The 21,405-nt window shown below is 72.0% G+C and carries 19 protein-coding genes; 6 read left to right on the top strand and 13 right to left on the bottom strand.

Annotated elements, in window-relative coordinates; all coding sequences use genetic code 11:
- Position 1: 1 nt before the first annotated feature.
- The 3 genes from ACIBAD_RS00460 to ACIBAD_RS00450 all read right to left on the bottom strand — a co-directional run bounded on the left by ACIBAD_RS00460 (position 2) and on the right by ACIBAD_RS00450 (position 4,146).
- Entirely contained in the window at positions 2–1,273 is a 1,272-nt protein-coding gene (locus tag ACIBAD_RS00460; protein WP_398903351.1) for a pyroglutamyl peptidase, read from the bottom strand.
- A 69-nt stretch (positions 1,274–1,342) separates the two neighbouring features.
- A complete protein-coding gene (locus tag ACIBAD_RS00455; protein WP_398903349.1) occupies positions 1,343–2,266 on the bottom strand; it encodes a serine/threonine-protein kinase in 924 nt (307 codons plus the stop codon).
- Positions 2,263–4,146 (bottom strand): ABC transporter ATP-binding protein, encoded by a 1,884-nt coding sequence (locus ACIBAD_RS00450; RefSeq protein WP_398903347.1) that lies wholly within the window; start codon positions 4,144–4,146, stop codon positions 2,263–2,265. The genes ACIBAD_RS00455 and ACIBAD_RS00450 overlap by 4 nt, the downstream gene beginning before the upstream one ends.
- Before the next feature lie 395 nt (positions 4,147–4,541).
- On the opposite strand from ACIBAD_RS00450, the gene ACIBAD_RS00445 reads away from it, so the two are divergent.
- Positions 4,542–4,775: a chaplin gene (locus tag ACIBAD_RS00445; protein WP_398903345.1), complete on the top strand. Its 234-nt coding sequence runs from the start codon at positions 4,542–4,544 to the stop codon at positions 4,773–4,775.
- 98 nt (positions 4,776–4,873) lie between these two features.
- Here the strand turns inward: ACIBAD_RS00445 and ACIBAD_RS00440 are convergent, their stop codons facing one another.
- On the bottom strand, positions 4,874–6,130 hold the full coding sequence (locus ACIBAD_RS00440) for an MFS transporter (protein WP_398903343.1): 1,257 nt from the start codon (positions 6,128–6,130) through the stop codon (positions 4,874–4,876).
- Complete coding sequence (locus tag ACIBAD_RS00435; RefSeq protein ID WP_398903341.1) at positions 6,127–7,500, bottom strand: GH1 family beta-glucosidase; 1,374 nt, start codon at positions 7,498–7,500, stop codon at positions 6,127–6,129. Before ACIBAD_RS00435 ends, ACIBAD_RS00440 begins: the two co-directional genes overlap by 4 nt.
- A 183-nt stretch (positions 7,501–7,683) precedes the next feature.
- Here ACIBAD_RS00435 and polX point away from each other — a divergent pair, with 183 nt between their 5' ends.
- The gene (gene polX / locus ACIBAD_RS00430; RefSeq protein ID WP_398903339.1) at positions 7,684–9,408 is read left to right on the top strand and encodes a DNA polymerase/3'-5' exonuclease PolX; all 1,725 of its coding nucleotides are present in this window, start codon (positions 7,684–7,686) and stop codon (positions 9,406–9,408) included.
- A 56-nt stretch (positions 9,409–9,464) separates the two neighbouring features.
- Here polX and ACIBAD_RS00425 read toward each other — a convergent pair whose 3' ends face one another.
- From ACIBAD_RS00425 to ACIBAD_RS00405, 5 genes are all read right to left on the bottom strand, one after another.
- Positions 9,465–9,692, bottom strand: coding sequence for a hypothetical protein (locus ACIBAD_RS00425; protein WP_398903336.1), 228 nt, complete (start codon positions 9,690–9,692; stop codon positions 9,465–9,467).
- Positions 9,689–10,105 carry a hypothetical protein gene (locus ACIBAD_RS00420; RefSeq protein WP_398903334.1) on the bottom strand — a complete coding sequence of 139 codons (417 nt, stop codon included), beginning with the start codon at positions 10,103–10,105 and terminating at the stop codon, positions 9,689–9,691. The genes ACIBAD_RS00425 and ACIBAD_RS00420 overlap by 4 nt, the downstream gene beginning before the upstream one ends.
- 115 nt (positions 10,106–10,220) lie before the next feature.
- Positions 10,221–11,687: a sensor histidine kinase gene (locus ACIBAD_RS00415; protein ID WP_398903332.1), complete on the bottom strand. Its 1,467-nt coding sequence runs from the start codon at positions 11,685–11,687 to the stop codon at positions 10,221–10,223.
- Entirely contained in the window at positions 11,684–12,409 is a 726-nt protein-coding gene (locus ACIBAD_RS00410; RefSeq protein WP_134067966.1) for a response regulator transcription factor, read from the bottom strand. Before ACIBAD_RS00410 ends, ACIBAD_RS00415 begins: the two co-directional genes overlap by 4 nt.
- Before the next feature lie 47 nt (positions 12,410–12,456).
- Positions 12,457–13,386 carry a DNA-binding protein gene (locus tag ACIBAD_RS00405; protein WP_398903330.1) on the bottom strand — a complete coding sequence of 310 codons (930 nt, stop codon included), beginning with the start codon at positions 13,384–13,386 and terminating at the stop codon, positions 12,457–12,459.
- A 113-nt stretch (positions 13,387–13,499) separates the two neighbouring features.
- Between ACIBAD_RS00405 and ACIBAD_RS00400 the strand changes: the two genes are divergently transcribed.
- Complete coding sequence (locus tag ACIBAD_RS00400) at positions 13,500–14,384, top strand: methylenetetrahydrofolate reductase (RefSeq protein WP_134067964.1); 885 nt, start codon at positions 13,500–13,502, stop codon at positions 14,382–14,384.
- A 274-nt stretch (positions 14,385–14,658) separates the two neighbouring features.
- Positions 14,659–15,360 (top strand): NPP1 family protein, encoded by a 702-nt coding sequence (locus ACIBAD_RS00395; protein ID WP_398903942.1) that lies wholly within the window; start codon positions 14,659–14,661, stop codon positions 15,358–15,360.
- A gap of 408 nt (positions 15,361–15,768) precedes the next feature.
- Here the strand turns inward: ACIBAD_RS00395 and ACIBAD_RS00390 are convergent, their stop codons facing one another.
- Positions 15,769–16,500, bottom strand: a complete 732-nt coding sequence (locus ACIBAD_RS00390; protein ID WP_134067963.1) for a hypothetical protein — start codon at positions 16,498–16,500, stop codon at positions 15,769–15,771.
- Positions 16,501–16,639: 139 nt separating this feature from the next.
- Entirely contained in the window at positions 16,640–18,085 is a 1,446-nt protein-coding gene (locus tag ACIBAD_RS00385; protein ID WP_134067962.1) for a glyceraldehyde-3-phosphate dehydrogenase, read from the bottom strand.
- A 342-nt stretch (positions 18,086–18,427) separates the two neighbouring features.
- On the opposite strand from ACIBAD_RS00385, the gene ACIBAD_RS00380 reads away from it, so the two are divergent.
- A complete protein-coding gene (locus ACIBAD_RS00380) occupies positions 18,428–18,814 on the top strand; it encodes a hypothetical protein (RefSeq protein WP_119096825.1) in 387 nt (128 codons plus the stop codon).
- Between the two features lie 58 nt (positions 18,815–18,872).
- Here ACIBAD_RS00380 and ACIBAD_RS00375 read toward each other — a convergent pair whose 3' ends face one another.
- Positions 18,873–19,694, bottom strand: coding sequence for a helix-turn-helix domain-containing protein (locus ACIBAD_RS00375; RefSeq protein ID WP_134074009.1), 822 nt, complete (start codon positions 19,692–19,694; stop codon positions 18,873–18,875).
- A gap of 139 nt (positions 19,695–19,833) precedes the next feature.
- On the opposite strand from ACIBAD_RS00375, the gene ACIBAD_RS00370 reads away from it, so the two are divergent.
- Positions 19,834–21,309, top strand: coding sequence for an MFS transporter (locus ACIBAD_RS00370; RefSeq protein ID WP_134067961.1), 1,476 nt, complete (start codon positions 19,834–19,836; stop codon positions 21,307–21,309).
- The last annotated feature ends 96 nt before the right edge of the window (positions 21,310–21,405 follow it).

Raw genomic sequence — 21,405 nt, 5'->3', positions numbered from 1 at the left:
ATCAGCGGCGGGCGGCGGTGTGCTCCAGGACGGCGCGGACCTCCGCGGTGATCGCGGTCTCGTTGCGCTCGAACTCGGGGCCCGTCAGCAGGCCCGGGTCCGCCGGGAGGCCGGTGAGGACCGGGGTGTGCAGGTGGCCGCCGGGCAGCTGCGGGGCGAGTTCGGCGCGCAGCCGGTTGGAGCGGTAGGCCACCTCGTTGGACAGGTAGCCGCCCCCGCCGCCCTCCACCGCCCGCGAACCGGGGGTCGGCCCGTCCGCGCGGTCCACCGGCTCGGCGGCGCCCGCCGGGATCTCGGTGACGGCGGTGTTGAGCAGCACCGGGTACGGGCTCTGCACGGCGTCGGTCGCCGCCCCGGTCGGGAGCGTGGTCCGGATGAACTCCGCGCCCGGGCCGAGGCCGGGGGCGGTCACCGGGTGCTCGCGGGTACCGCCGGAGAGGGAGCCGGTGTTGTCGGGGTACGGATCCGCCGACCGGGACCGGCCCGCCCAGGCCTCCAGGGTGAAGATGCCGGGGTAGCCCTGGCTGATCGTGGTGATGACGTCCGCGGCGCCGGGGCCGCCGGTCAGGCGCGGGGCGAAGGCGCGCTCCACGATGCCGGCGTCGAAGTCGGCGTACCGCACGGGCAGGACGACGGCCCGGATCTCGGCGCGGCTGCCGTCGGCGAGGGTGATCCGGCGCCCGTTGAGCTGGAGGGCGGCGGAACCCGAGGGGTTGGCGCGGCGCAGTTCGGAGTCGAGCCCGAAGGGGTCGAAGCCGCTGATGAAGACGCGTCGTATGCCCGCAGGCGTCCGGAAGCCGTTGTCGGCGAGGCCGCGGGAGGCGTCCTCGAAGCGGGCGCGCAGCGCGGCGCGGTCGACGGTGAACCCCGGTTCCCAGCGGGCGAGCGCGGTGGTCATGGACAGCCGGGTCCAGTACAGCGGGCGGTCGTCCCCGGCCGGGAGGTCGCCGCCGGGCCGCTGCCCCTGGGCGCGGCGCACGGCGGACTGCCAGAGCGCCTCGCCCCAGCTGTCGAGCAGCCGCTCGGCCTCGGCGGGGCCGCGCACTGCGCACAGCGCGGCGGGGAAGCGCCGTACGAAGTCACCGAACCCGGCGCGTTCGACGAGCGCGGTGGACCGTGCATCCGCGAGCCGCGCCTGCTCGGTGTCGAGGGGAGCGAAGGGTGCCGTACGGCAGGAGGAGGCGTCGTCCGCGTGCGCGGGCGCGGCGACGGCCAGGGGGAGAACGGTGGCAAGAAGGACCGCGAGCGAGGCGGTACGCCGTAAAAGCATCATGCGATGTGACATTACACAGTGGGTGCAACGCCCCACCAGACACCTTTTCGCGGGTCTGGCCGGTTCCCGTCACCCCGCCTCAGGCGTGTCGCGGCGGTGCCTGCGCAGTGTCGCGTCGAGGGCGGCGGACAGCTCGGAGACCGACGGCCTGTCCGCCGGATCGGGCCGCAGGCAGCCGTCGATGGCCGCCGCCAGGGCCGGCGGCAGGCGCCGGCGTGCGCACACCGGCGGGGCCGGACCTTCGAGCTGCGGATACCAGTCCGTGGCCTCACCGCCCGTGGCGGTCGCCCCGTCCGTCGTCCCGTCCGTCGTCCCGTCCGTCGTCGCGCCGATATCGAACGGGACGTCCCCGGTGGCGAGTTCGTACAGCGTGATGCCGATGCCCCATACGTCGGCCGCCGCCGACAGGGCCCCGCCGCGGGCCTGTTCAGGGGACATGTAGCCGAACGTGCCGACTCCGGCGGGTGCGGTGCCGGGGGCGTGGGCGACGCTGAGGTCGAGCACCTTCGCGCGGGCGCACTCCACCACGACGTTGGCCGGCTTCAGGTCCAGGTGCAGCAGTCCCTGGCCGTGCAGGTAGTGCAGCGCGGAGCACAACTGCACGCCCAGGACGGCCACGTCCTCGGCCGCCGCCCGCCGCGGCAGCCGGTCGATGAGGTGGGCCAGCGTCTCGCCCGCCAGTGTTTCGAGAACGACGAGCGGCTCGGGCGAGGTGAAGGTCTCGTACGCGCGGACCAGGTGCGGATGCGTAAAGCGCTGGAGCCAGCGGCCCTCGCGGACCAGCCGCTCGGCCAGCCGTCCTTCCCCGCGGCGGTCGGGGCGCAGGACCTTCACGACGCACCGGCAGTCCCGTTGCTCGCTCCAGCCGTCGTACAGGTCGAGCCAGCCGGTGCGGGCCAGGTGCGCCAGGATCTCGTACCCGGTCGCGGGCGTCGAACCGGGTGGGAGGGGCGGGGCCGCGGGGCGGGTCGCGGTCGGGGTCGCGAGGCTCATGAGGGGACCTTGAGCGGGGAGGCGGGAGCGGAGCCGGGCACCCTGCCGTTCATGCCGGGCGCGCCGCCGTTCATTCGGTGCAGACGGGCGTAGACACCGTCCCGTACGAGCAGTTCCTCGTGGGTGCCGCGCTCGGCGACCCGGCCCCGCTCCAGCACCACCGTGGCGGTGGCGTCGCGGACGGTCAGCAGGTTGTGGGAGATCACGATCGTGGTCCGACCGGCCATCAGCCGGCGCAGCGGTTCCATGATCCGGCGGGCCGACTCGGCGTCCAGACCGGTGGTCGGTTCGTCCAGGAGGAGTACGGGCGCGTCCCTGACCATCGCGCGGGCGATCGCCAGGCGCTGGGCCTGCCCGCCGGACAGCGTCCGGCCCCGCTGGCCCACGACGGTGTCGTAGCCCTCGGGCAGGAGCCGGATGAACCCGTCCGCGTCGGCGGCGCGCGCCGCCGCGACGATGTCCGCCTCCGTCGCACCGGGCCGCCCGTACGCGATGTTCTCCCGTACCGTGCCGTGGAAGACGAGCGTCTCCTGGAGCACCACCGCTACGTTCTCGCGCAGTTCGGCCAGCCGCAGCTCCCGCAGATCGGTGCCGTCGAGGAGGACCGCCCCCTCGTCCGGGTCGTAGAAGCGCAGTTGCAGCTTCCCGACCGTGGACTTGCCGGCGCCGCTCGCCCCGACCAGCGCCAGTGTGGCGCCGGGCCGCACGCGGAAGGACACCTCGCGCAGCGCCCATTGCGCCGTGCCCGGATAGCGGAACGAGACGCCGCGGAACTCGACATTGCCCCGGGCGCGTCCGATCCTCCGGGCACGGGCGGCTTCGACCTCCGCGACCTGGGGGTGCTGGTCGAGCAGTTCGATGATCCGCTCGGCCGACGCGGACGCCGCGTAGAAGGTGGTCGTGAGCTGGGACAGGTCGCGGATCGGGCTGTAGAGCCGGCCCAGCAGGGCTACGAAGACCAGCAGCCCGCCCAGGGTGAGTTGGCCCTGCGCCAGCTTCCACGTACCCAGGCCCATCACGGCCAGCGCGCCGGCCAGTTCGATCACCTCGACGATGGGGCCGTACACGGAGCGGATGCGGGCCGAGACCATCGCCGCGCGGAAGCGGCCCACGCTCTCGCGGGTGAACCGGCTCTCCTCCGTCCCCTGCCGGTTGTACGCCTGCACCAGCGCGATGTTGCCGAGCGACTCCTCGGCGATCGCGCTGATCGAGCCGCTGCGCCGCCGCCGCTCGCGCGAGGCGGCCTTGATCAGCCGGGAGAAGCGCCGGGCCGCGCCCCAGAACAGCGGCACGATCACGAGCGCGAGGAGGGTCAGGTCCCAGCTCAGGTAGAAGAGCAGGCCCAGGAAGACGCCCAACTGGATGACGTAGTAAAGGGCATTGGCCACGCCGGAGAGGAGGAACGTCTCGATCGCGTCGACGTCGCCGGTGATGCGTGACAGGACGTCACCCAGCCGCCGCCGCTCGAAGAACCCGAGGGAGAGCCCCTGGACGTGCCGGTAGACATCCGACCGAAGGGCCAGCAGAAAACGTTCGCCGACCCACGTGGACAACACGTCGTCGGCGAACTCCAGAATGCCCGAAGCGAGGACCAGCCCGAGGTAGGCGAGGGCGATCCAGAGGAACGGGCGCAGGTCGCGCGGAACGAGCACCTCGTCCACCACGACCTTGAAGAGCCAGATCTCGGCCGCGTCGATGAGGGGGCCGATGACGCTGAAGAGAAGGATCGGGACGAGCCAGCGGCGGCCGCCCCGGGTGTAGGGCCAGAACCGGCGGAACGCCTCGCGCGGAGTGACGGGGGGCGCGGCGGCGACGACCGCGTCGGGGTCTTCTGCCACCGAGAGCAGCCGCCGCACCACATGCCGCGCGACCCGTCCCATGGTGGTTACCAGTTGTTGCCGTGGTGGCCGTGGTTACCGGTGTTGTGGGTGCAGTGGCGGCGACGGTGACGGCGCCGGCCGGTGTTGTCGTTGTGTTCCGAGGTCATGTTCCTCTTTCCGCGACGGCGGTGCTTTGCGGGAACGAGGTGGGTGAAGATCGCCATGAGTCTTCCTCCATGAGTCGTCTCCTGGAGAGGCTTCCACAGGGGCATACGCTCCAGAGGGCTCGGGAGATTGCCCTTTCCGGAAAAATTCACTTTCCGAAATCCTCCGGATCGCCTTCCGAACGGCGGTCGCGCACCGCAGACAGGGCCCACGTCCGGGTGAATCGGCCGGGTTCGGGCCGGGCTGGTATGGGATGGCCCCCGCACACCCTCATGCGATGGGAGACCCACATGAAGATCCGTACCCTGGCCGTTGCGGCCTGTCTGCTCGGTGCGACGCTCGGCGGGATCGGCAGCGCCTCCGCCGACGCCAAGGCCGAGGGCTACGCCATCGGCTCGCCGGGCATCCTCTCGGGCAACGTCGTCCAGGTGCCGATCCACATCCCGATCAACATCTGCGGCAACAGCGTCAACATCATCGGGGTGCTGAACCCGACCGCCGGGAACACCTGCATCAACGCCTGATCCGTCGCGCCCGCGGTGTCTGCCGGTCCTTCCGGTGACACCGCGGGCGTGCCCGGTTCCACGGCGTTGCGGCAGGTCCCACGGGGTTCCCGTCAGGCCTACGGAACCCCGCGGATACGGCGGACCAGCACCGATCCCGCCAGGGCCAGAGCGCCCGCGAGTGCGTACAGCGCCGTGTACCCGCCGAAGTGCGTGACCACCGGCGCGGCGATCACCGGAGCCAGTACCTGGGGCAGCGCGTTGGCGATGTTGATGACGCCGAGGTCCCGGCCGCGGTCCTCCGCCGTCGGCAGCACGTCCGTCAGCAGGGCGAAGTCCACCGACGTGTAGACGCCGAACCCGACCCCCAGGACCAGCGAGGCGACGATCGCCCCGGTCCAGGTCTGCCAGACGGCGAGCAGCAGGGTGGCCGCCGAGATGACCAGCCCCGCGCCGATGACGTAGACCTTCCGGCGCCCCGTACGGTCGGAGCGGACACCGCCGACCACCACCGTGGCCAGCAGGGTGAGCGCGTTGAGCGCCGTCAGGACCAGTACGCCGGTGTCGGCGTCGCCCCCGTAGTGCACCGCGTCGGTCAGGTAGTACAGCAGGTACATCGTGCTGACGGAGTACGACAGGTTCATCAGGAACCGCGTCAACCAGGCCCAGCCGAAGTCGGGATGGCGCCTCGGGTCGATCCAGAAGCCGGTGGCGAAGGTCCGCCAATGGAACGCGGGCCGGGCGGCGGGCAACAGCCGTGCGTCGCGCCGCATCACCACGTACGGGACGGCCGCGAGCACCGAGAAGGCGGCGCAGGCGAGGTATCCGGCGGCGATGCCGCCCGCCAGCGTGGCCAGCGCGGTGCCGACCAGGATGCCGCCGACCTGCGAGACCCCGAGCCAGCCGCCGACCAGCCCCCGCCGGCGCGGCGGGACCTGGTCGGGCACGGCGGCGGTGAGGGCGGCGAAGGCCGCGTTGAGGGCGAGTTGGACCAGGCACCAGCCCGCCATCACCAGGGCGACGCTCGAAGCCCGTGCGAGGACGAGCAGTCCGGCCGCCCCGCCCGCGACCCCCGCCACCACCCAGGGGATCCGCCGGCCCACCGAGGCCGTCGTACGGTCCGACAGGGCTCCGAAGACCGGGTTGGCGACCATGGAGACGGCCGCCCCCACCCCCGTCACCAGGGCGAGGGTGGCCGCCTTGTGGTCCGGGGTGAGCTGCTCCGCCTGGCGGGCCAGGAGCAGTTGGAGCGGGCCGAACCAGCCGACCCAGACCCCGAGGTTGGCGAGGGACAGGGCGCTCACCCACCGCCCGCCGACCGGGCCCGCGGGATCGGCCGGGCCGGCGGTCCTCGACGCCGTCCCCCCGACGGTCATCTGCCGCCCTTGATCACGTCGCGGTACCAGGCGTACGACTCCTTCGGGCTCCGCTCCAGCGTCTCGTAGTCGACGTGGACCAGCCCGAACCGCTGCCGAAACCCCTCCGCCCACTCGAAGTTGTCGAGGATGGACCAGATGAAGTACCCCCGGACGTCGACTCCGTCCGCCATCGCCCGGTGCAGGGCGGCCAGATGGCCCGCGTGGTACGCGATCCGGCGGGTGTCGGCGATCCGCCCCGTCACGGGATCGGGGCCGTCCGCGTACGAGCAGCCGTTCTCGGTGATGTACAGCGGGGGCAGGCGCTCGCCGTAGCGCTCGCGCAGGGAGACGAGCAGCTCCCTCAATCCGTCGGGGACCACCGGCCAGCCGAAGTCGGTGTGGGGGTACCCCTCGATCGGCCGGACGGAGAAGGGGAGGTCGGCGGGGATCTCGATGCCGCCGAACTCGGACGCGGCGGCGGCCGGTCGCGGGGCACCGACGAGCATCGGGTTGTAGTAGTTGATCCCGTACCAGTCCAGCGGGGCCGAGATCACCTCCAGGTCCTCGGCCACCGGTCCGGGCAGCAGCGAGGCCAGGCCCTCGTCGGGATAGGCGCCGGTCAGGATGGGGTCGGCGAAGAGCCGGTTCGTGAGCATGTCGTACAACTCGGCGGCGCCGCGGTCCTCCGCGCCGTCGCTCGCCGGCCACACCGGGCTGTGCGAGGCGGCGATGCCGATCCGGCGGGCGCCCGCGGCCCGCAGCGCCTGCACGCCCAGGCCGTGGGCCAGCAACTGGTGGTGGGCCGCGGGCAGGGCGTCGAAGACGAGATTCCTGCCGGGGGCGTGCTCGCCGAGGCCGTAGCCCAGGAGGGTGACCTCCGCGGGCTCGTTGATGGTGATCCACATCGGGACGCGGTCGGCGAGCCGCTCCGCGACGACGGAGGCGTACGCGGCGAACCGCTCGGCGGTGTCGCGGTCGAGCCAGCCGCCCTTCTCCTCCAGGCCGAGCGGGGTGTCCCAGTGGAACAGCGTGGGCACCGGGGCGATGCCGGCGGTGCACAGCGCGTCGACCAGGCGGTCGTAGAAGTCCAGCCCCTTGCGGTTGACCTGCCCGTGGCCGTCCGGCAGGACCCGGGACCAGGACACCGAGAACCGGTAGGCGCCCACGCCGAGTCCGGCCATCAGGGCGACGTCCTCGCGGTAGCGGCGGTAGTGGTCGGTGGCCACGTCCGCGTGCGAGCCGTCCTTGATGCGCCCGGGCTCCTTGGTGAACGCGTCCCAGGAGGAGGGACCCCGGCCGTCGGCGGTGGGCGAGCCCTCGATCTGGAACGCCGAGGCGGAGACGCCCCAGAGGAAATCGGCGGGGAACGCGGGTATGGACGCTGTCATACGGGCTCACTTCGGTCGGGGCGTGCGCGGGCGCTGACGGCACACTGTTGGCCCGCGGCGCCCGCCCTGTCAATGGAAAGTGAACAATCCTCTACTCTTCTCGCCGGGCGGTGCCAGAGCCCGGGTCCGAGCCCGGTCCCGGTCCGCCGAGACGGACCCCGGTACAAGAGGCACCCTGGAGGCATGGCCAGGGCCAACGAGAAGGTCGAGGCGCTGCTGCAGGAGTACGCCGACCTCATCTCGATCAGCGGAGGCGACGCCTTCAAGGCGCGCGCGTACGAGAAGGCCGCCCGTGCCATCGGCGGCCACCCGGCCGACGTCGCACAGCTCGACGTCAAGGGCCTGCGGGAGATACCGAACGTGGGCAGGTCGATCGCCGAGAAGGTCGTCGAGTACCTGAGCACCGGGCACGTCCCGGACATCGAGGCGCGCAGGGCCGCCGTCCCGGCCGGGGTGCGGGCACTGACCGCGATCCCCGGGCTCGGACCCCGCAAAGCCCTGATCCTGTACGAGGAGCTGGGCGTCTCCTCCGTCGAGCAGCTGGAGGACGCCATCCGCAAGGAGCGGCTGCGCGACCTGAAGGGCTTCGGAGAGCAGACCGAGCAGAACATCCTGCACGGAATCTCCGTACTCCGGAACGCCGACGGCCGCATCCTGCTCGGCGCCGCGATGGACATCGCCGAGCAGATCGTCGCCGAGATGGAGCGGATCCCGGGGTGCGTGCGGTGCACGTACGCGGGCTCGCTGCGCCGGATGCGCGAGACCATCGGCGACATCGACATCCTGGTGGCGGCCGACACCTCCGCGCCGTTCATGTCGGCCCTCGCCGGCCTCCCGCTCGTGGCCGACGTCATCGCGCACGGCGCGAAGAAGACCTCCGTCCGCACGGGCACCGGCCTCCAGGTCGACCTGCGCGTCCTGCCGCCCGCCTCCTGGGGAGCGGGCCTGCAGTACTTCACCGGATCGAAGGCGCACAACATCCGCACCCGCGCCCTGGCGGTGCGCCAGGGGCTCAAGCTCTCCGAGTACGGGCTCTTCGACGCGGAGAGCGGCAAGAGCCTCGCCTCGGAGACGGAGGAGGAGGTATACGGCCGGCTCGGCCTGCCCTGGATCCCGCCGACGCTGCGCGAGGACCGCGGGGAGGTCGCGGCGGGGCTGCGGGGTGAACTGCCCGCCCTCGTGGCGGAGGGCGACATCCGGGGCGACCTGCACACCCACACCGACCTCACCGACGGGCTCGCCTCGCTGGAGGACATGGTGGCCGCCGCTGCCGCGCGCGGCTACGCGTACTACGCCGTCACCGACCACGCGCCGGACCTCGCCATGCAGCGCATGACCGAGGAGAAGATGCTGGCGCAGCGCGAGCAGGTACGGGCCCTGGACCGCACGGTGCGCGGGATGCGGCTGCTGCACGGCACCGAACTCAACATCGGCCCGGACGGCGGCCTGGACTGGCCCGACTCCTTCCTCGCCGGCTTCGACCTGTGCGTGGCCTCCGTGCACTCCCACTTCGGCCAGAGCCGGTCCGCCATGACCCGGCGCTTCATCCGGGCCTGCGAGAACCCGTACGTCTGCGTGATCGGCCACCCCACCACCCGGCGGATCGGCCGGCGTCCGGGCGTGGACGCCGACTTCGACGCCGTGTTCGAGGCCTGCGCGCGGACGGGTACCGCCCTGGAGATCAACGCGCATCCGGAACGGCTCGACCTCGGCGACGAGGACATCCTGCGGGCGAAGCGCCACGGGGTGAAGTTCGCGGTGAACTCGGACGCGCACGCCACCACGCACCTGCCGTACCTGCGCTACGGGGTGGGCACGGCGCAGCGCGGCTGGCTGACCGGGGACGACGTCATCAACACCTGGCCGTGGACCCGCTTGCGCCGGTTCCTGCGGGGCAAGCGGCCCTGACACGGGTCGGCCCGCCCCCGGGGGTCGGGGGCGGGCCGGGGCGTGCGCCGGGTGGGTCAGTTGTTCTGGGTGGCGTCGGAGTCCGCCTGGGCGGCCGCGCTCTCGGCGTCGTCCAGCTCCTGCTGCATGTCCTTGACCGTGGACTCGTCGGCGCCGCTCACGGACTGGGTGCCGCCGGGCTTGGCGGTCGCGCCGGGAGAGCAGCCGGTGAGCAGCAGCGCCGTCGCCGCGGCCAGGGTGACGAGCGCCGCGGCGGCGCGGCGGGGCGCGGTCACCCGGGTCACTTGGACTCCTGCGCGGAACACCAGGTGCTGACGGCCTTCAGGTCGTCCTGCCGCTTCTGGAGGGTGGGCAGCAGGCTCTTGCGGAAGGTCAGGCGGTCGTTCAGGTAGGTGTGGACCTCCGTGTGGCCGGCGGTCTGGGCGTTCGCGACGCGCTGCTCCAGGCGTGCGACGGAACCGAGGACGGTGGCATCGCCCTTGAGCCGGTTGATGGCCGTGCTGAGACGGGTCTCCGTCTTGGGCAGGCGCTTGCAGATCGCCTTGGCGCCGTCGCCCTTCGGAGCGGACTTGGCCGTCTTCGGCGCGGCGGGTGCCGGGCTCGCCGAGTCGGCCTGCGCGGGGGCGGCGGAGATCAGGGCGCCGGCCAGCGCGAGGGCGCCGATCGCGGCGGCGGCGGTCCTACGGTTCGGGAGCATGGCTGTTTCCCCTTCGGTGCTCACGGGCCGGCTCACTGGCGGCCGACCCGTCAGGACGGTAGGGGGTGTCTTTGTGGAAACTTTGTGAGTCCACGGGGACCGCAGTCCGGCGCCGTCAGTCGCCCCGGGAGACCCGGTAGTCGCCCCGGGAGATCCAGTCGCGCCGCTTCGGCAGCCGCAGGGTCGGGGCGTCGGCCGCCGACAGCGGCAGGCGCACCTCGAAGCGGGTGCCCGCACCTCCGGGCGGCGTCCCGATCTCGACCGTGCCCCGGTGCAGCGCGACCTGCTGGGCGACGAGCGTCAGCCCGAGCCCGGAACCGGGGCTGCCGGGGCGGTGGTGGAACCGCCGGAAGACGGCCTCCCGTTCGCCGGGCGCGATGCCGGGCCCGGCGTCGTCCACGGTGAGCACCGCGTGCCCGCCCTCGGCGTGCAGCCGTACCGTGATCCTGGCCGGCTCATCCGGCATGTGGCCGTGCACCGCCGCGTTGCCCAGCAGGTTGGCGAGCAGGATGGCCAGCCCCGCATCCCATCCGAACACCCTCAGCTCCGCGGGGAGCTCCGCGTCCAGCCGCGCCTCGGGATGGCGGCGGGCGCTCTCGCCGACCACGGTGTCCACCAGCTCGGACAGGTCGAGGGAGGCGAACGCGGACACCTCCACCAGATCGCCCCGGGCGAGCATCCGCAGGGCCGTGAGCAGGTCCAGCAGGCGGGCGTGGTCGCGCTGCAAGTCCCGTACGATCTCGGCCCGTTCGGCGGGGGAGAGGTCGGGATGGGCGGCCAGGACGTCCAGGTCGGTCCGCATGCTCATCAGCGGGGTGCGCAGCTCGTGCGAAGCGGCGGCGGAGAACGAGCGCGCGGTGTCCAGCGCCTGCGCCGTGCGGGCGGCCTGCTCCTCGTACCGGGCCAGCAACTGGCCGATGGCCAAGGACAGTTCGTCCACCTCGGCGATGTTCACGGGCGCGCTGGCGAAGGCGGCCGCACCTGCGCCCGGGTCGAGTTCGGCGGCCCGGCGGCTCAGCCTGCGTACGGAGGCGGTGGCGCGGCCGGCCAGCCCGTACGCGAGCAGACCGGCGACCGGCGCAGCCAGCAGGGCCACCAGCAGGACCCGGCGGCGTACGGCGACGACCTGCGGGTCGGCGGCCGAGGCCGGGGTGAACAGCCACAGCGTGCCCGGCGCGGGACCTGCCACCGGGACGGTCAGCACCCGCCAGGCGCGCCCCTTGGCCCGGACCGTGACCGGTCCGTCCGGGGTCCGCTCCGGCAGCCGCACCGGGTCGGCGGGCTGCGGGCCGCCCTCCAGGACGACGGCACCTTCCGCGGTACGGACGCGCAGGCCGGCGTCGAGCACGTCACCGAGGACCTTGCGGTGCTGGTTCTGCTCCACCTTCGGCTTCCCGTTGCGGTCGGCCGCGAGGAGCGTCTTGACGTCGGGGAGGACCGCGGAGGCCCGGTCCTGGAGCCGGGTGTCCTGCTGCTGGTGGAGATCGCGGCTGACCAGTCCGAGCACCAGCAGGCCGGCTGCGAGCACGAGCAGGGGCACCACCACCGTCACCGAGAGGGCGATGCGGGTGGCGAGCTTCACGGCCCGCCCTCCCGGGCCCCGGGGACGCGCAGGACGAAGCCGACGCCGCGCACGGTGTGGATCAGGCGCGGGCGCCCGCCCTCCTCCAGCTTGCGGCGCAGATAGCTCACGAAGGTGTCGACGGCGTCGCTGCGGACCTCGAAGTCGTACCCCCACACCCGGTCCAGCAGCTGGTCCCGGGTGAGGACGATCCCGGCATTGCGCACCAGCTGGAGCAGGAGCTCGAACTCGCGCCGGGTGAGGTGCAGTTCGGCCTGCTCGTGGAGCACCTGGCGGCGGGCCTCGTCGATCACGAGCGGACCCGCGCGCAGTACGTCCGAGGCGGGATCGGGGGTCGGGCGCCGCCGCAGCAGGGCGTGCAGGCGCAGGACGAGCTCCTCCAGGGCGAACGGTTTGACCAGGTAGTCGTCGGCCCCGGCCTGCAGTCCGGCGATCCGGTCCGCGACCTCGTCGAGGGCCGAGAGCATCAGGACGGGAGTCTCGTCACCGCGGGCGCGCAGGCCGCGGCAGACCTCGGTGCCGGTCAGGCCGGGCATCGAGACGTCCAGTACGAGGACGTCCGGGCTCTGGTCGGCGAGCAGGGCGAGTGCGGCGGGCCCGTCCTCGGCGAGCAGGACGGTGAAGCCGCTCAGCCGCAGCCCGCGCTCCAGGGAGCGGCGGATGGCGGCGTCGTCGTCCGCCACCAGTACCCGTCCGGTGGATGTACTGCCGGTGCCGGTCACACTGCCCTCCTCGCGCGCGGCCCCGTCGCGGAGCCGGGGCGACCATCTCACGGCCGCCGGAACGCCCGGAAGGCGGGGTGCGCAAGGCCGGTCTCCTTCCGGAGGCTCGCGGCGAGGTGCCCGCCGGTGTCCCGCAGGGCGCGGGGGACGCGGGCGCCGCGTTCGATGCTGAGGGTCGTGCGCGCCAGGGCGTTCAGGGCCCGGACGGAGCCGATGTCCGGGACGGACTCGACCAGCCCGGACAGCCGCGCTTCCGTCTCGCGCCAAGCGCCGGCCCGGGCGAGTACGGAGGCCAGCTCGGTGGAGAACAGCGACCGGTAGGCGGGTGCGCCACCCGCGGCCGCCGCTTCGTGGAGGAGGGACGCGGCGCCGTCGGGATCCCCCAGGTCGGCGAGGGCCAGACCGTGGTGACCGTCGAGTTCCGACCGGTCGAACCACCAGGTCCAGGACGGATCGCGCTCGCAGGGCCCGTCCGCCAGGAGTTCCCGGGCCGTGGCGAGGGACCGCAGCGCACGGCGGCCGTGCCCGATCCGGGCGAGTGCGCGGGCTTCCCGTACGTGGAAGATGGCGGCCACGCGCGCCGGGAGGTCCCGGCCGGCCAGGACCGACGAGGAGATGCGCAGCGATGCGGCGGGGCGCCCGAGGTGCTCCTCCTGCAGGCACAGCACGGACAGGACGAGCAGCTCGACGGAGCGGGCCTCCTCGGGGAGGGTGCGGGCCAGGGCGAGCGCCCGGCGGCTGAGCCGCTGCGAGATCCCGTGCCGCTCGGCGTCGAAGAGGATCCAGGCGGCGACCTGTAAGAGCTCCATCAGCGCCGACCGTTCGGCCGTGGAGGCGCTCCGGAGCGGGGTTCGGCCCGCGGCGGCGACGGAGGTGACGGAGGCCACGGCCCGCAGCGCCGCCGGGGCGGCCCGGCGCGCTCCCGCCGTGCGGTCCGTTTCGAGGAGCTCCGCGGTCAGTGCGGCGAGGTGTTCCATGGTCCAAGCCTGCGGCCTTCCGTACGCGGCGAACGAGTGCATTTCCGCACCCGGCATGATGGGGGCCGAGAAAAGCCGCCGATGCGGCACCACCGCCACCGAGGAGGAGCGGCATGTCCGCCCGGCCCACGCCGTATCCCGAACGCCCCGCGCAGGCCCCGGTCACCGGAGGCGGTCTCGCGGAGCTCCTGCGCAGGGTCCGCTACGAGGTCCTGCCGGCGAAGGCCACCGAGGACAAGGTCCTGGCGCACGTCCCGGCCGACGTGCCGGTCACCGTCACCGCCTCCCCGGCCAAGGGCATCGGCCCGACCCTGGACCTGGCCACCCGCCTGGCCGGGCACGGCTACCGGGTCGTCCCGCACCTCCCGGCCCGGCAGATCACCGACGCCGGCCACCTCGCGGACGTCGTGGACCGGCTGGTCGCCGCCGGCATCGAGGACGTCTTCGTACCCGCGGGCGACGCCGACCCGCCGGCCGGTCCGTACGACGCGGCCCTGCCCGTACTGCGCCGCCTCGGCGAGCTGGGCAGCCCGTTCGCGCACGTCGGCATCACCGGCTACCCGGAGACCCATCCCCTCATCGACGACGAGGTCGCTGCGCGGGCGATGTGGGACAAGCAGCCGCACGCGACGTACATCGTCAGCAACCTGTGCTTCGACCCGGCGACCCTGCGTCAGTGGCTCGGGCAGGTACGGAGCCGGCAGATCGTGCTGCCCGTGCACGTCGGGGTCGCCGGCCCCGTCGAGCGCGCGAAGCTGCTGGCCACGGCCACGAAGATCGGGGTGGGGGAATCGGCCAAGTTCCTGACCCGGCACCCCTCTTGGTTCCTGCGCTTCGCTGCGCCCGGCGGCTACTCCCCGGAACGGCTGCTGCGCCGCAGCGCCCCCGCGCTCGGAGCGCCCGGCGCGGCGGTGGCCGGTCTGCACCTGTTCACGTTCAACCAGATCGCCGAAACGGAGCGCTGGCGCCGCGCGATGCTGGACCGCATCGGAGGCTGATCGGGGCACATCCCGTCGGGGCACGTCCCGTCGGAGCACGTCGTCGTACACCTGGAATTCGCCTGACTCGACCCGGACTTGCACGCTGCCCCGCTAGCGTTCGCCTCGACGCCGGATCTACATGTACAGGTCAGGAGATGATGTGCGCAGCCTGCTGTCGCCGACGAGGACGATGAACGAGGACGCCGGGGCCGGGGCCTCCCGCCGGAGGCGGCGGTGGGCCGGATTCCGTCGGACCGCGACCACCGCCGGGCTCGGGGCCGCGGCGCTCGTGATGGCCCTTCCGGCCGTCGCCGTCGCCGACGTGATACCGGCCCTGCCGCAGAACGCGGACGGCCTCGAACAGACCTTCTCGCCCGCCTTCGACTACGACGGGGACGGCTGCTACGCCACCGCGGCGATCAGCAGCAGCGGCGTGCTCAACCCCGGACTCAAGCCCGGGGGAGCGGTGAACGGCCACTGCCGTGACCTCGTGCAGCTGCAGAACTCCAACACGTACTCCCGCGCGAAGTGCAACAACGGCTGGTGCGCCGTCATGTACGCGGGCTACTTCGAGAAGGACCAGGCCACGCTCGGCCCGCTGGCCATCGGACACCGGCACGACTTCGAGCACGTGGTGGTCTGGATCAAGGACAACGTGGTCCAGTACGTGTCGACTTCGCAGCACAGCGGCTGGAAGTGGTACCCGCGCTCGCAGGTCCGTTTCGACGGGACCCATGCCAAGGTCGTCTACCACAAGGACGGCGCCTCGACGCACTTCTACCGGCTGGCCAACGGCAACGACGAGCCTGCCGAGAACCACACCGGCAACTGGTTCTACCCGCGCCTCGTCGGCTGGAACGGCTACCCGGCGGGCCTGCGCGACAAGCTCATGAACGCCGACTTCGGCTCGGCCACCATCAAGATCACCGATGGTCGCTTCAACGACGCGCTGAACGCCTCGAAGCCCCCGATCACCTTCGACCCGTACGCGTAGCATCCGGCGGGGAACGTGACGGGGCCCGGGAGCATATCCAGCTCCCGGGCTCCAGCTTGCCACCCAATTGCGCACACCGGCGGCGTTTAAGAGTCGCGGATCATTCTGAGATCGACGTGTTCTGCCTTTGAACTACCGCGCCACGAGAGAGGCGCAGAGGGGACTTGAACCCCCATCCATCGATGATCGTCCGCGCTCGGTCGATCCGGCGTTCGGCGGCGAATGCTGAGACTGGAGCGAGAATCTGAGTTTCACGGGGCCGCCTCTGCCGGCTTGGGCCACCCCGGCACGTGTGCCGGGGGAGGGATTCGAACCCCCAACTGACACCCCTTGGTCAGCTTCAACATCAGTTTCAGCTTTGCGCGCTGTGCGCGCACCCCCTCGCTCGCACAAGGGGCGATCTTGAGGCTACCGGAACAGGTAGCCGAACACCGCATCCCCGACGCGCTGGTCGGTGACCTCGGTGCCGTTGGCCTCCTCGCGGGCGAACTTGACGGCCTGCTGGAGCTTTTCGACGCGGTCGAGGAGTTCGTTGACCCGGCGGGCCGGCAGCGCTCCGGAGAACTTCACCGTCGTCCAGTAACCGACCGGGACGTCCTCGTAGTACACCTCGACCTGTGCCGGGTGCTTCTCGGTGGCCTCGGCCTTCACGTGGTTGCGCGGCACCTTCTTGGTGCGGATGGTGCGGACCGGGTCCGTCTTCCACGAGTCCGTGGAGGGGTCGAGGTTCCAGGCCTCCGACGCGTCCAGCACCGGGAGCTTGCGTACGAACGTGTGCAGGTCGGTGAGCTGCTTTTCGAGGAACAGCAGGTACGGGACCGGCACTTGGGGCAGCAGGACCGTGCCGTCGACGACGACGTCCGCGGCCGCCGTGCGGTTCGCCCAGTCCTTCGTCGCCGTCACGTCGAACAGCCGCGTCAGCGTCCCCGCCGTCGCGCGCAGCACGTCCTCGGCCTTGACCTGCACCCGCGTGGACTCGGGCGGCAGCTGCTCACCCTCCTCGTCCTTGGGCTGGTACGTCCGCGAGATGCCGGAGAGCAACGCGGGCTTCTGGACGTCCTGATGGGCTTGGGTGAGTTCCTGGAGAGACTTGGACTTGACGCCCTTCTCCACTGCGATGATCTGATTCAACTTCGGCACACGGGGAACGTAGCAGCACGACTGTCCACCGCACACCTGGGTTTCGGCGCCCCCGGTCCGCCCCGCACACGCCCGCGGCCCGCTCCGCCGCCGTGGTGGGCGGTGGAACGGGCCGCGGGTGGCGCGGGGGTGCGACGGGTCAGACCGCCGGGGACGGGTACGTCGGGTACTCGACGCCGGAGACGTGCTGGACGACCCGGATGACCTGGCACGAGTAGCCGAACTCGTTGTCGTACCAGAGGTACAGGATCGCGTTGTCGCCGTCGACCTTGGTGGCGCCGGCGTCGACGATCGACGAGTGGCGCGAGCCCACGAAGTCCATCGACACGGCGTCGGGTGCGGTCGTGAAGTCGATCTGGCGCTTCAGCGGGGAGTTCAGCGAGACGTCGCGGAGGTAGTCGAGGACCTCCTCGCGCGTGGTCTCGCGGCCGAGGCGCAGGCTCAGGATCGCGATCGAGACGTCCGGGACGGGGACGCGGATCGAGCTGCCCGTGATCGGCGCCTTGAGGTCCGGCAGCGCCTTGGCGACGGCCGAGGCGGCACCGGTCTCGGTGATGACCATGTTGAGCGGCGCGGAACGGCCGCGGCGGTCGGCCTTGTGGTAGTTGTCCAGGAGGTTCTGGTCGTTGGTGAACGAGTGGACGGTCTCCACGTGGCCGCGCAGCACGCCGTACTCGTCGTCCATGGCCTTCAGCGGCGGGACGATCGCGTTGGTGGTGCAGGAGGCGCAGGACAGGATCTGCTCGTCCGGCTTGATCGTGTCGTGGTTGACGCCGTGCACGATGTTCGGGACGTCGCCCTTGCCGGGAGCGGTCAGGACGACCTTGTCGATACCGGGGCGCAGGTGCTTGGAGAGGCCCTCGCGGTCGCGCCACTTGCCGGTGTTGTCGATGAGGATGGCGTCCTTGATGCCGTACGCCGTGTAGTCGACCTCGCTCGGGTCGTTGGCGTAGATCACCTTGATCGCGTTGCCGTTGGCGACGATCGTGCTGCTCGCCTCGTCGACCGTGATCGTGCCCTGGAACTGGCCGTGGATGGAGTCGCGGCGCAGCAGCGACGCGCGCTTGACCAGGTCCGCCTCGCCGCCACCGCGGACGACGACGGCACGCAGGCGCAGTCCGTTGCCGGAGCCGGCCTTCTCGATCAGGAGGCGGGCGACGAGGCGGCCGATCCGGCCGAAGCCGTACAGGACGACGTCGCGGCCCTCGCCGCGCTCGATCTTGTTGGCACCGGTGGCCCCGGCGACGGCCTCGGCGGTGAAGCGGTCCACGGACAGGCCGCGGTCGTCGGCCTTGTAGGTGGCGGCGAGCATGCCGATGTCGATCTGGGAGGGACCCAGGTCCAGCGTGGTGAGCGCCTGCAGGAACGGCAGGGTCTCCGTGACGGAGAGCTCCTCGCCGGCTATCTGGCGGGCGAATCGGTGCGTCTTCAGGATGCTGACCACCGACTTGTTCACCAAGGAGCGGCTGTGCAGCAGGATCGTCACGTCCTGCTCGCGGTGCAGCTTCCCGATGATCGGGATCATCGACTCCGCGATCTCCTCGCGGTTCTTCCAGTTGGTGAACGAGTCGTCATTGACAGTCACAGGTTTATCTTTCGAGCTAGGCGGCGCTCACATGCTAACCCCACGCCACTTTGGACGCTCAAGGGGTACCGTCCTGGTGGCCTTTTGGGGTGATATGTCGTATTCGCCCTTGGGTGATCCTCCGAGCGGCTCACGCGCACGCGAAAGAGCACGGGGAGGCGCGGGAGGGAGGCGGGGGAGGGGCGAGGGGGCGCCATGCCGTCGCGGAGGCCGACGGGCCGTCCGGGGGGCGCAGGGGTGAAGACGTTCCCATCATGACAGGTCAGAGGGCGTTTTCGTAGGATCGAGGGCACAGTCGTTTGCCCTTGTTCGGGCCCCTGCGCGGCTTTGAGAATCATCGTCATGAATCACTCGGCGAACATCAATCACGACGCAGTCCTCCGAGCCCGGGTCGCCCTCCTGGGATCGGCGAAGCCGCCGGTCCGCGAGCGGGTCGCGGCCTACCGCGTCCTGGTCCAGGTGAGCCCCCTGGCCTATCTGCCCCTGCTGTCCGCCGCACTGTGGAAGTACAGCCGCTACGAGTTCGCGCACCGGCCGGAGATCGCGCTGGCCCTGCGCGCCGAGTCCGTCGCCGCCGCGCGGCGCATGTGCGCGCTGGAGCCCGGCTGGGGCGATCTTCTCGTCACCGCGCTGACCAACCACCGGGAGCTGTTGATCCTCATGGACCGGCAGGAGGAGCTGCGCGCGGTGGAGGAGGAGATCACGCGCGCCGTGTCCGGCGAGCGGTAGCCGGTCGCCGGGGTGCCCGGACCAGCCCCGCGGCCGGTCCGGGCACCCGCGTACGGGGTCAGCCGGCGATGGGGTACATGGTTCCCCGGCGCCCCTCCGCCGAGGTCAGCCACTCCAGCTTCTCCGCCGTGTCGGTGGCCGGCAGCGGGGTGTGCAGCACGATCGAGAGGTCGGGCCGTGCCGGTACGCGCAGCTGCGTCGACTCGACGAACAGCGTCCCCACGACCGGGTGCTCGATCTCCTTGCGTATCTGGCCGCCGGGCCGGACGTCGCGCTGCTCCCACAGCGCGGCGAACTCGGGGCTGAGCTCCCGCGCTTCGTCGATGACGGCCCGGAACCCCTCGTCCTGGGGCCACTCCGAGCTCGCCGCCCGGAACTGGGCGACCACGTTGCAGGCGTTCTCCTCCCAGCGCGGTGATCGGGCCTTGTAGATGGGGTCGGTGAAGAACGCGATGAGGCAGTTCTGCACGATCTCCGGGCGCATGCCGAGCACGAGCGCGGCCGCGTCGTTGTAGAGGACCGTGTTCCAGTACACGTCCATGATGTGCGCGGGGAACGGCATCCAGGCGTCGATCAGCCGCTTCAGCCCCTGGCACATGTCCCGGTCGGCGGGCGCCACTTCGAGCGCGGGCGGGTTGAGCCCCGCCAGTACGTACAGGTGCCGGCGCTCGGCGCTGGACAGTTTGAGGACCCGGCCCACGGAGTCGAGCACCTGGGGGGACACCGTGATGTCGCGGCCCTGTTCCAGCCACTGGTACCAGGACACCCCGACGCCCGCGAGCACGGCGACCTCCTCCCGGCGCAGGCCGGGGGTGCGGCGACGGGCCCCGCCGTCGGGCAGGCCCGCCTCGGTGGGGGTGACCCTTGCCCGTCTGTTCATCAGGAACTCGCGCAGCTCGGAACGGCGGTGCTTGTCGATCGGTGTAGCCACTCACTCCCCCTGTCGGCTGCCTGGTGGTGCCACCAACAGGATAAGTTCCCACTCTCCACGGGCATTCCCGGGCCGCGAGGCTGTGGCCATGGCGATCGATTCCCAGACAACGACGACTGCAACGACGACGACTGCAACGACAACGACGGCGGCGACGAAGGCCACGACCGGCGGTCTCGGGGCGGCGGCCCCCGCGGGCGAACGGCTCACCGGCCGGGCCAAGCTGGTCCTCTTCGTGCTCTGCGCCGCCCAGTTCATGGTGGCGCTCGACTTCTCCGTACTGAACGTGGCCCTGCCGGTGCTCGGCAAGGACCTGGGCCTGAGCCGGTCGGCCCTCCAGTGGGCGGTCACCGCCTTCGCTCTCCCCTCCGGCGGGTTCCTCCTCCTCTTCGGCCGGATCGCCGACCTGTACGGCAGGAAGAAGCTGTTCCTGCTCGGCCTCGCCCTCTTCGGCGCGGCCTCGCTGCTGGCCACCCTGGCCTGGGACCCGGCGTCCTTCCTGGCCGGGCGCGCCCTCCAGGGCCTCGGCGCGGCGGTCATCGTGCCGACCGGCATGTCCCTGCTGACCACGACCTTCCCCGAGGGCCCGCTGCGCGACAAGGCCCTCGGCATCTCCGGCACCCTGCTCTCCCTCGGCTTCACCATCGGCATGGTCCTGGGCGGCGTCATGACCGACACCCTCGGCTGGCGCTCCACGATGGGGCTGCTCGCGGTCACCGCCGTGATCGTGCTCGCCCTCGCTCCCGGCCTGCTGCCCGAGTCGCGGACCCCCGACCGGCCGCGCCTGGACGTACCCGGCGCCGTCACCGTCACCGGCGGGCTGCTCGCGCTCATCTACTCCCTGTCCACGGCCGCCCAGCGCGGATTCGGCGGCGTGGACGTGTGGGGCACGCTGCTCGCCGGCCTGGCCCTGCTGACCGCCTTCGCCGTGGTGGAATCGAAGACCCCGGCCCCGCTGGTCTCGCTGCCGATGCTGAAGCGGCGCACGATCGCCTGGGGGAACATCGCCGGCCTGGTGACCTTCTCGATGATGTCGACGGTCGTCTTCGTCCTGACCCTGTACCTCCAGGAGACGCTGGGACTGTCCTCGTTCCAGACCGGTCTGGTCTTCGGCGTCCAGGGCATCGCCTCCGCCTTCGCCGGCTCGTACGCACCGAAGGTCATCGGCCGGTTCGGCGCCCGGCGCACGCTGACCGGCTCGCTGCTCGGCCAGGGGCTGTTCACCGCCGCGCTGCTCACCGTGGGCGCCGAGTCGGGTGCGCTCGTGGCGACCGTCGCCGTCTCGCTGGCCAGCATGTTCCACCTCGGCGCGATCATCTCGTACGGGCTCACCGTGACGAGCGGCGTGCCCGACGCGGAGCAGGGGCTGGCGACCGGCCTGGTCACCACCACGCAGCAGGTCGGCCTCACGATCGGCATCCCGCTGCTCGGTGTCCTCGCCACCACGCAGGCCTCGCTCTTCGGCGGGGTCCGCACCGTCCTGGTGGTCGACGCGGCGATCGTGGTCGCGGCGGCGGTCCTGGTGGGCCTCGGCCTGGGCGGCGGCCGTACGCACAAGGCCTGACCGGGATCGGGGACCGGGGACCGGAAGCGGGGGCACCCTCCGCCGACCGGTCCCCGTCCGGCGTTCGGTGGCGGCGACTCCCGTGCGGCGATACTC

It is taken from the genome of Streptomyces sp. NPDC051109 (assembly GCF_044455885.1).
In the GTDB taxonomy this organism is placed as follows: Bacteria; Actinomycetota; Actinomycetes; order Streptomycetales; family Streptomycetaceae; genus Streptomyces.
This window is presented reverse-complemented; position numbering and strand designations above follow the sequence as displayed.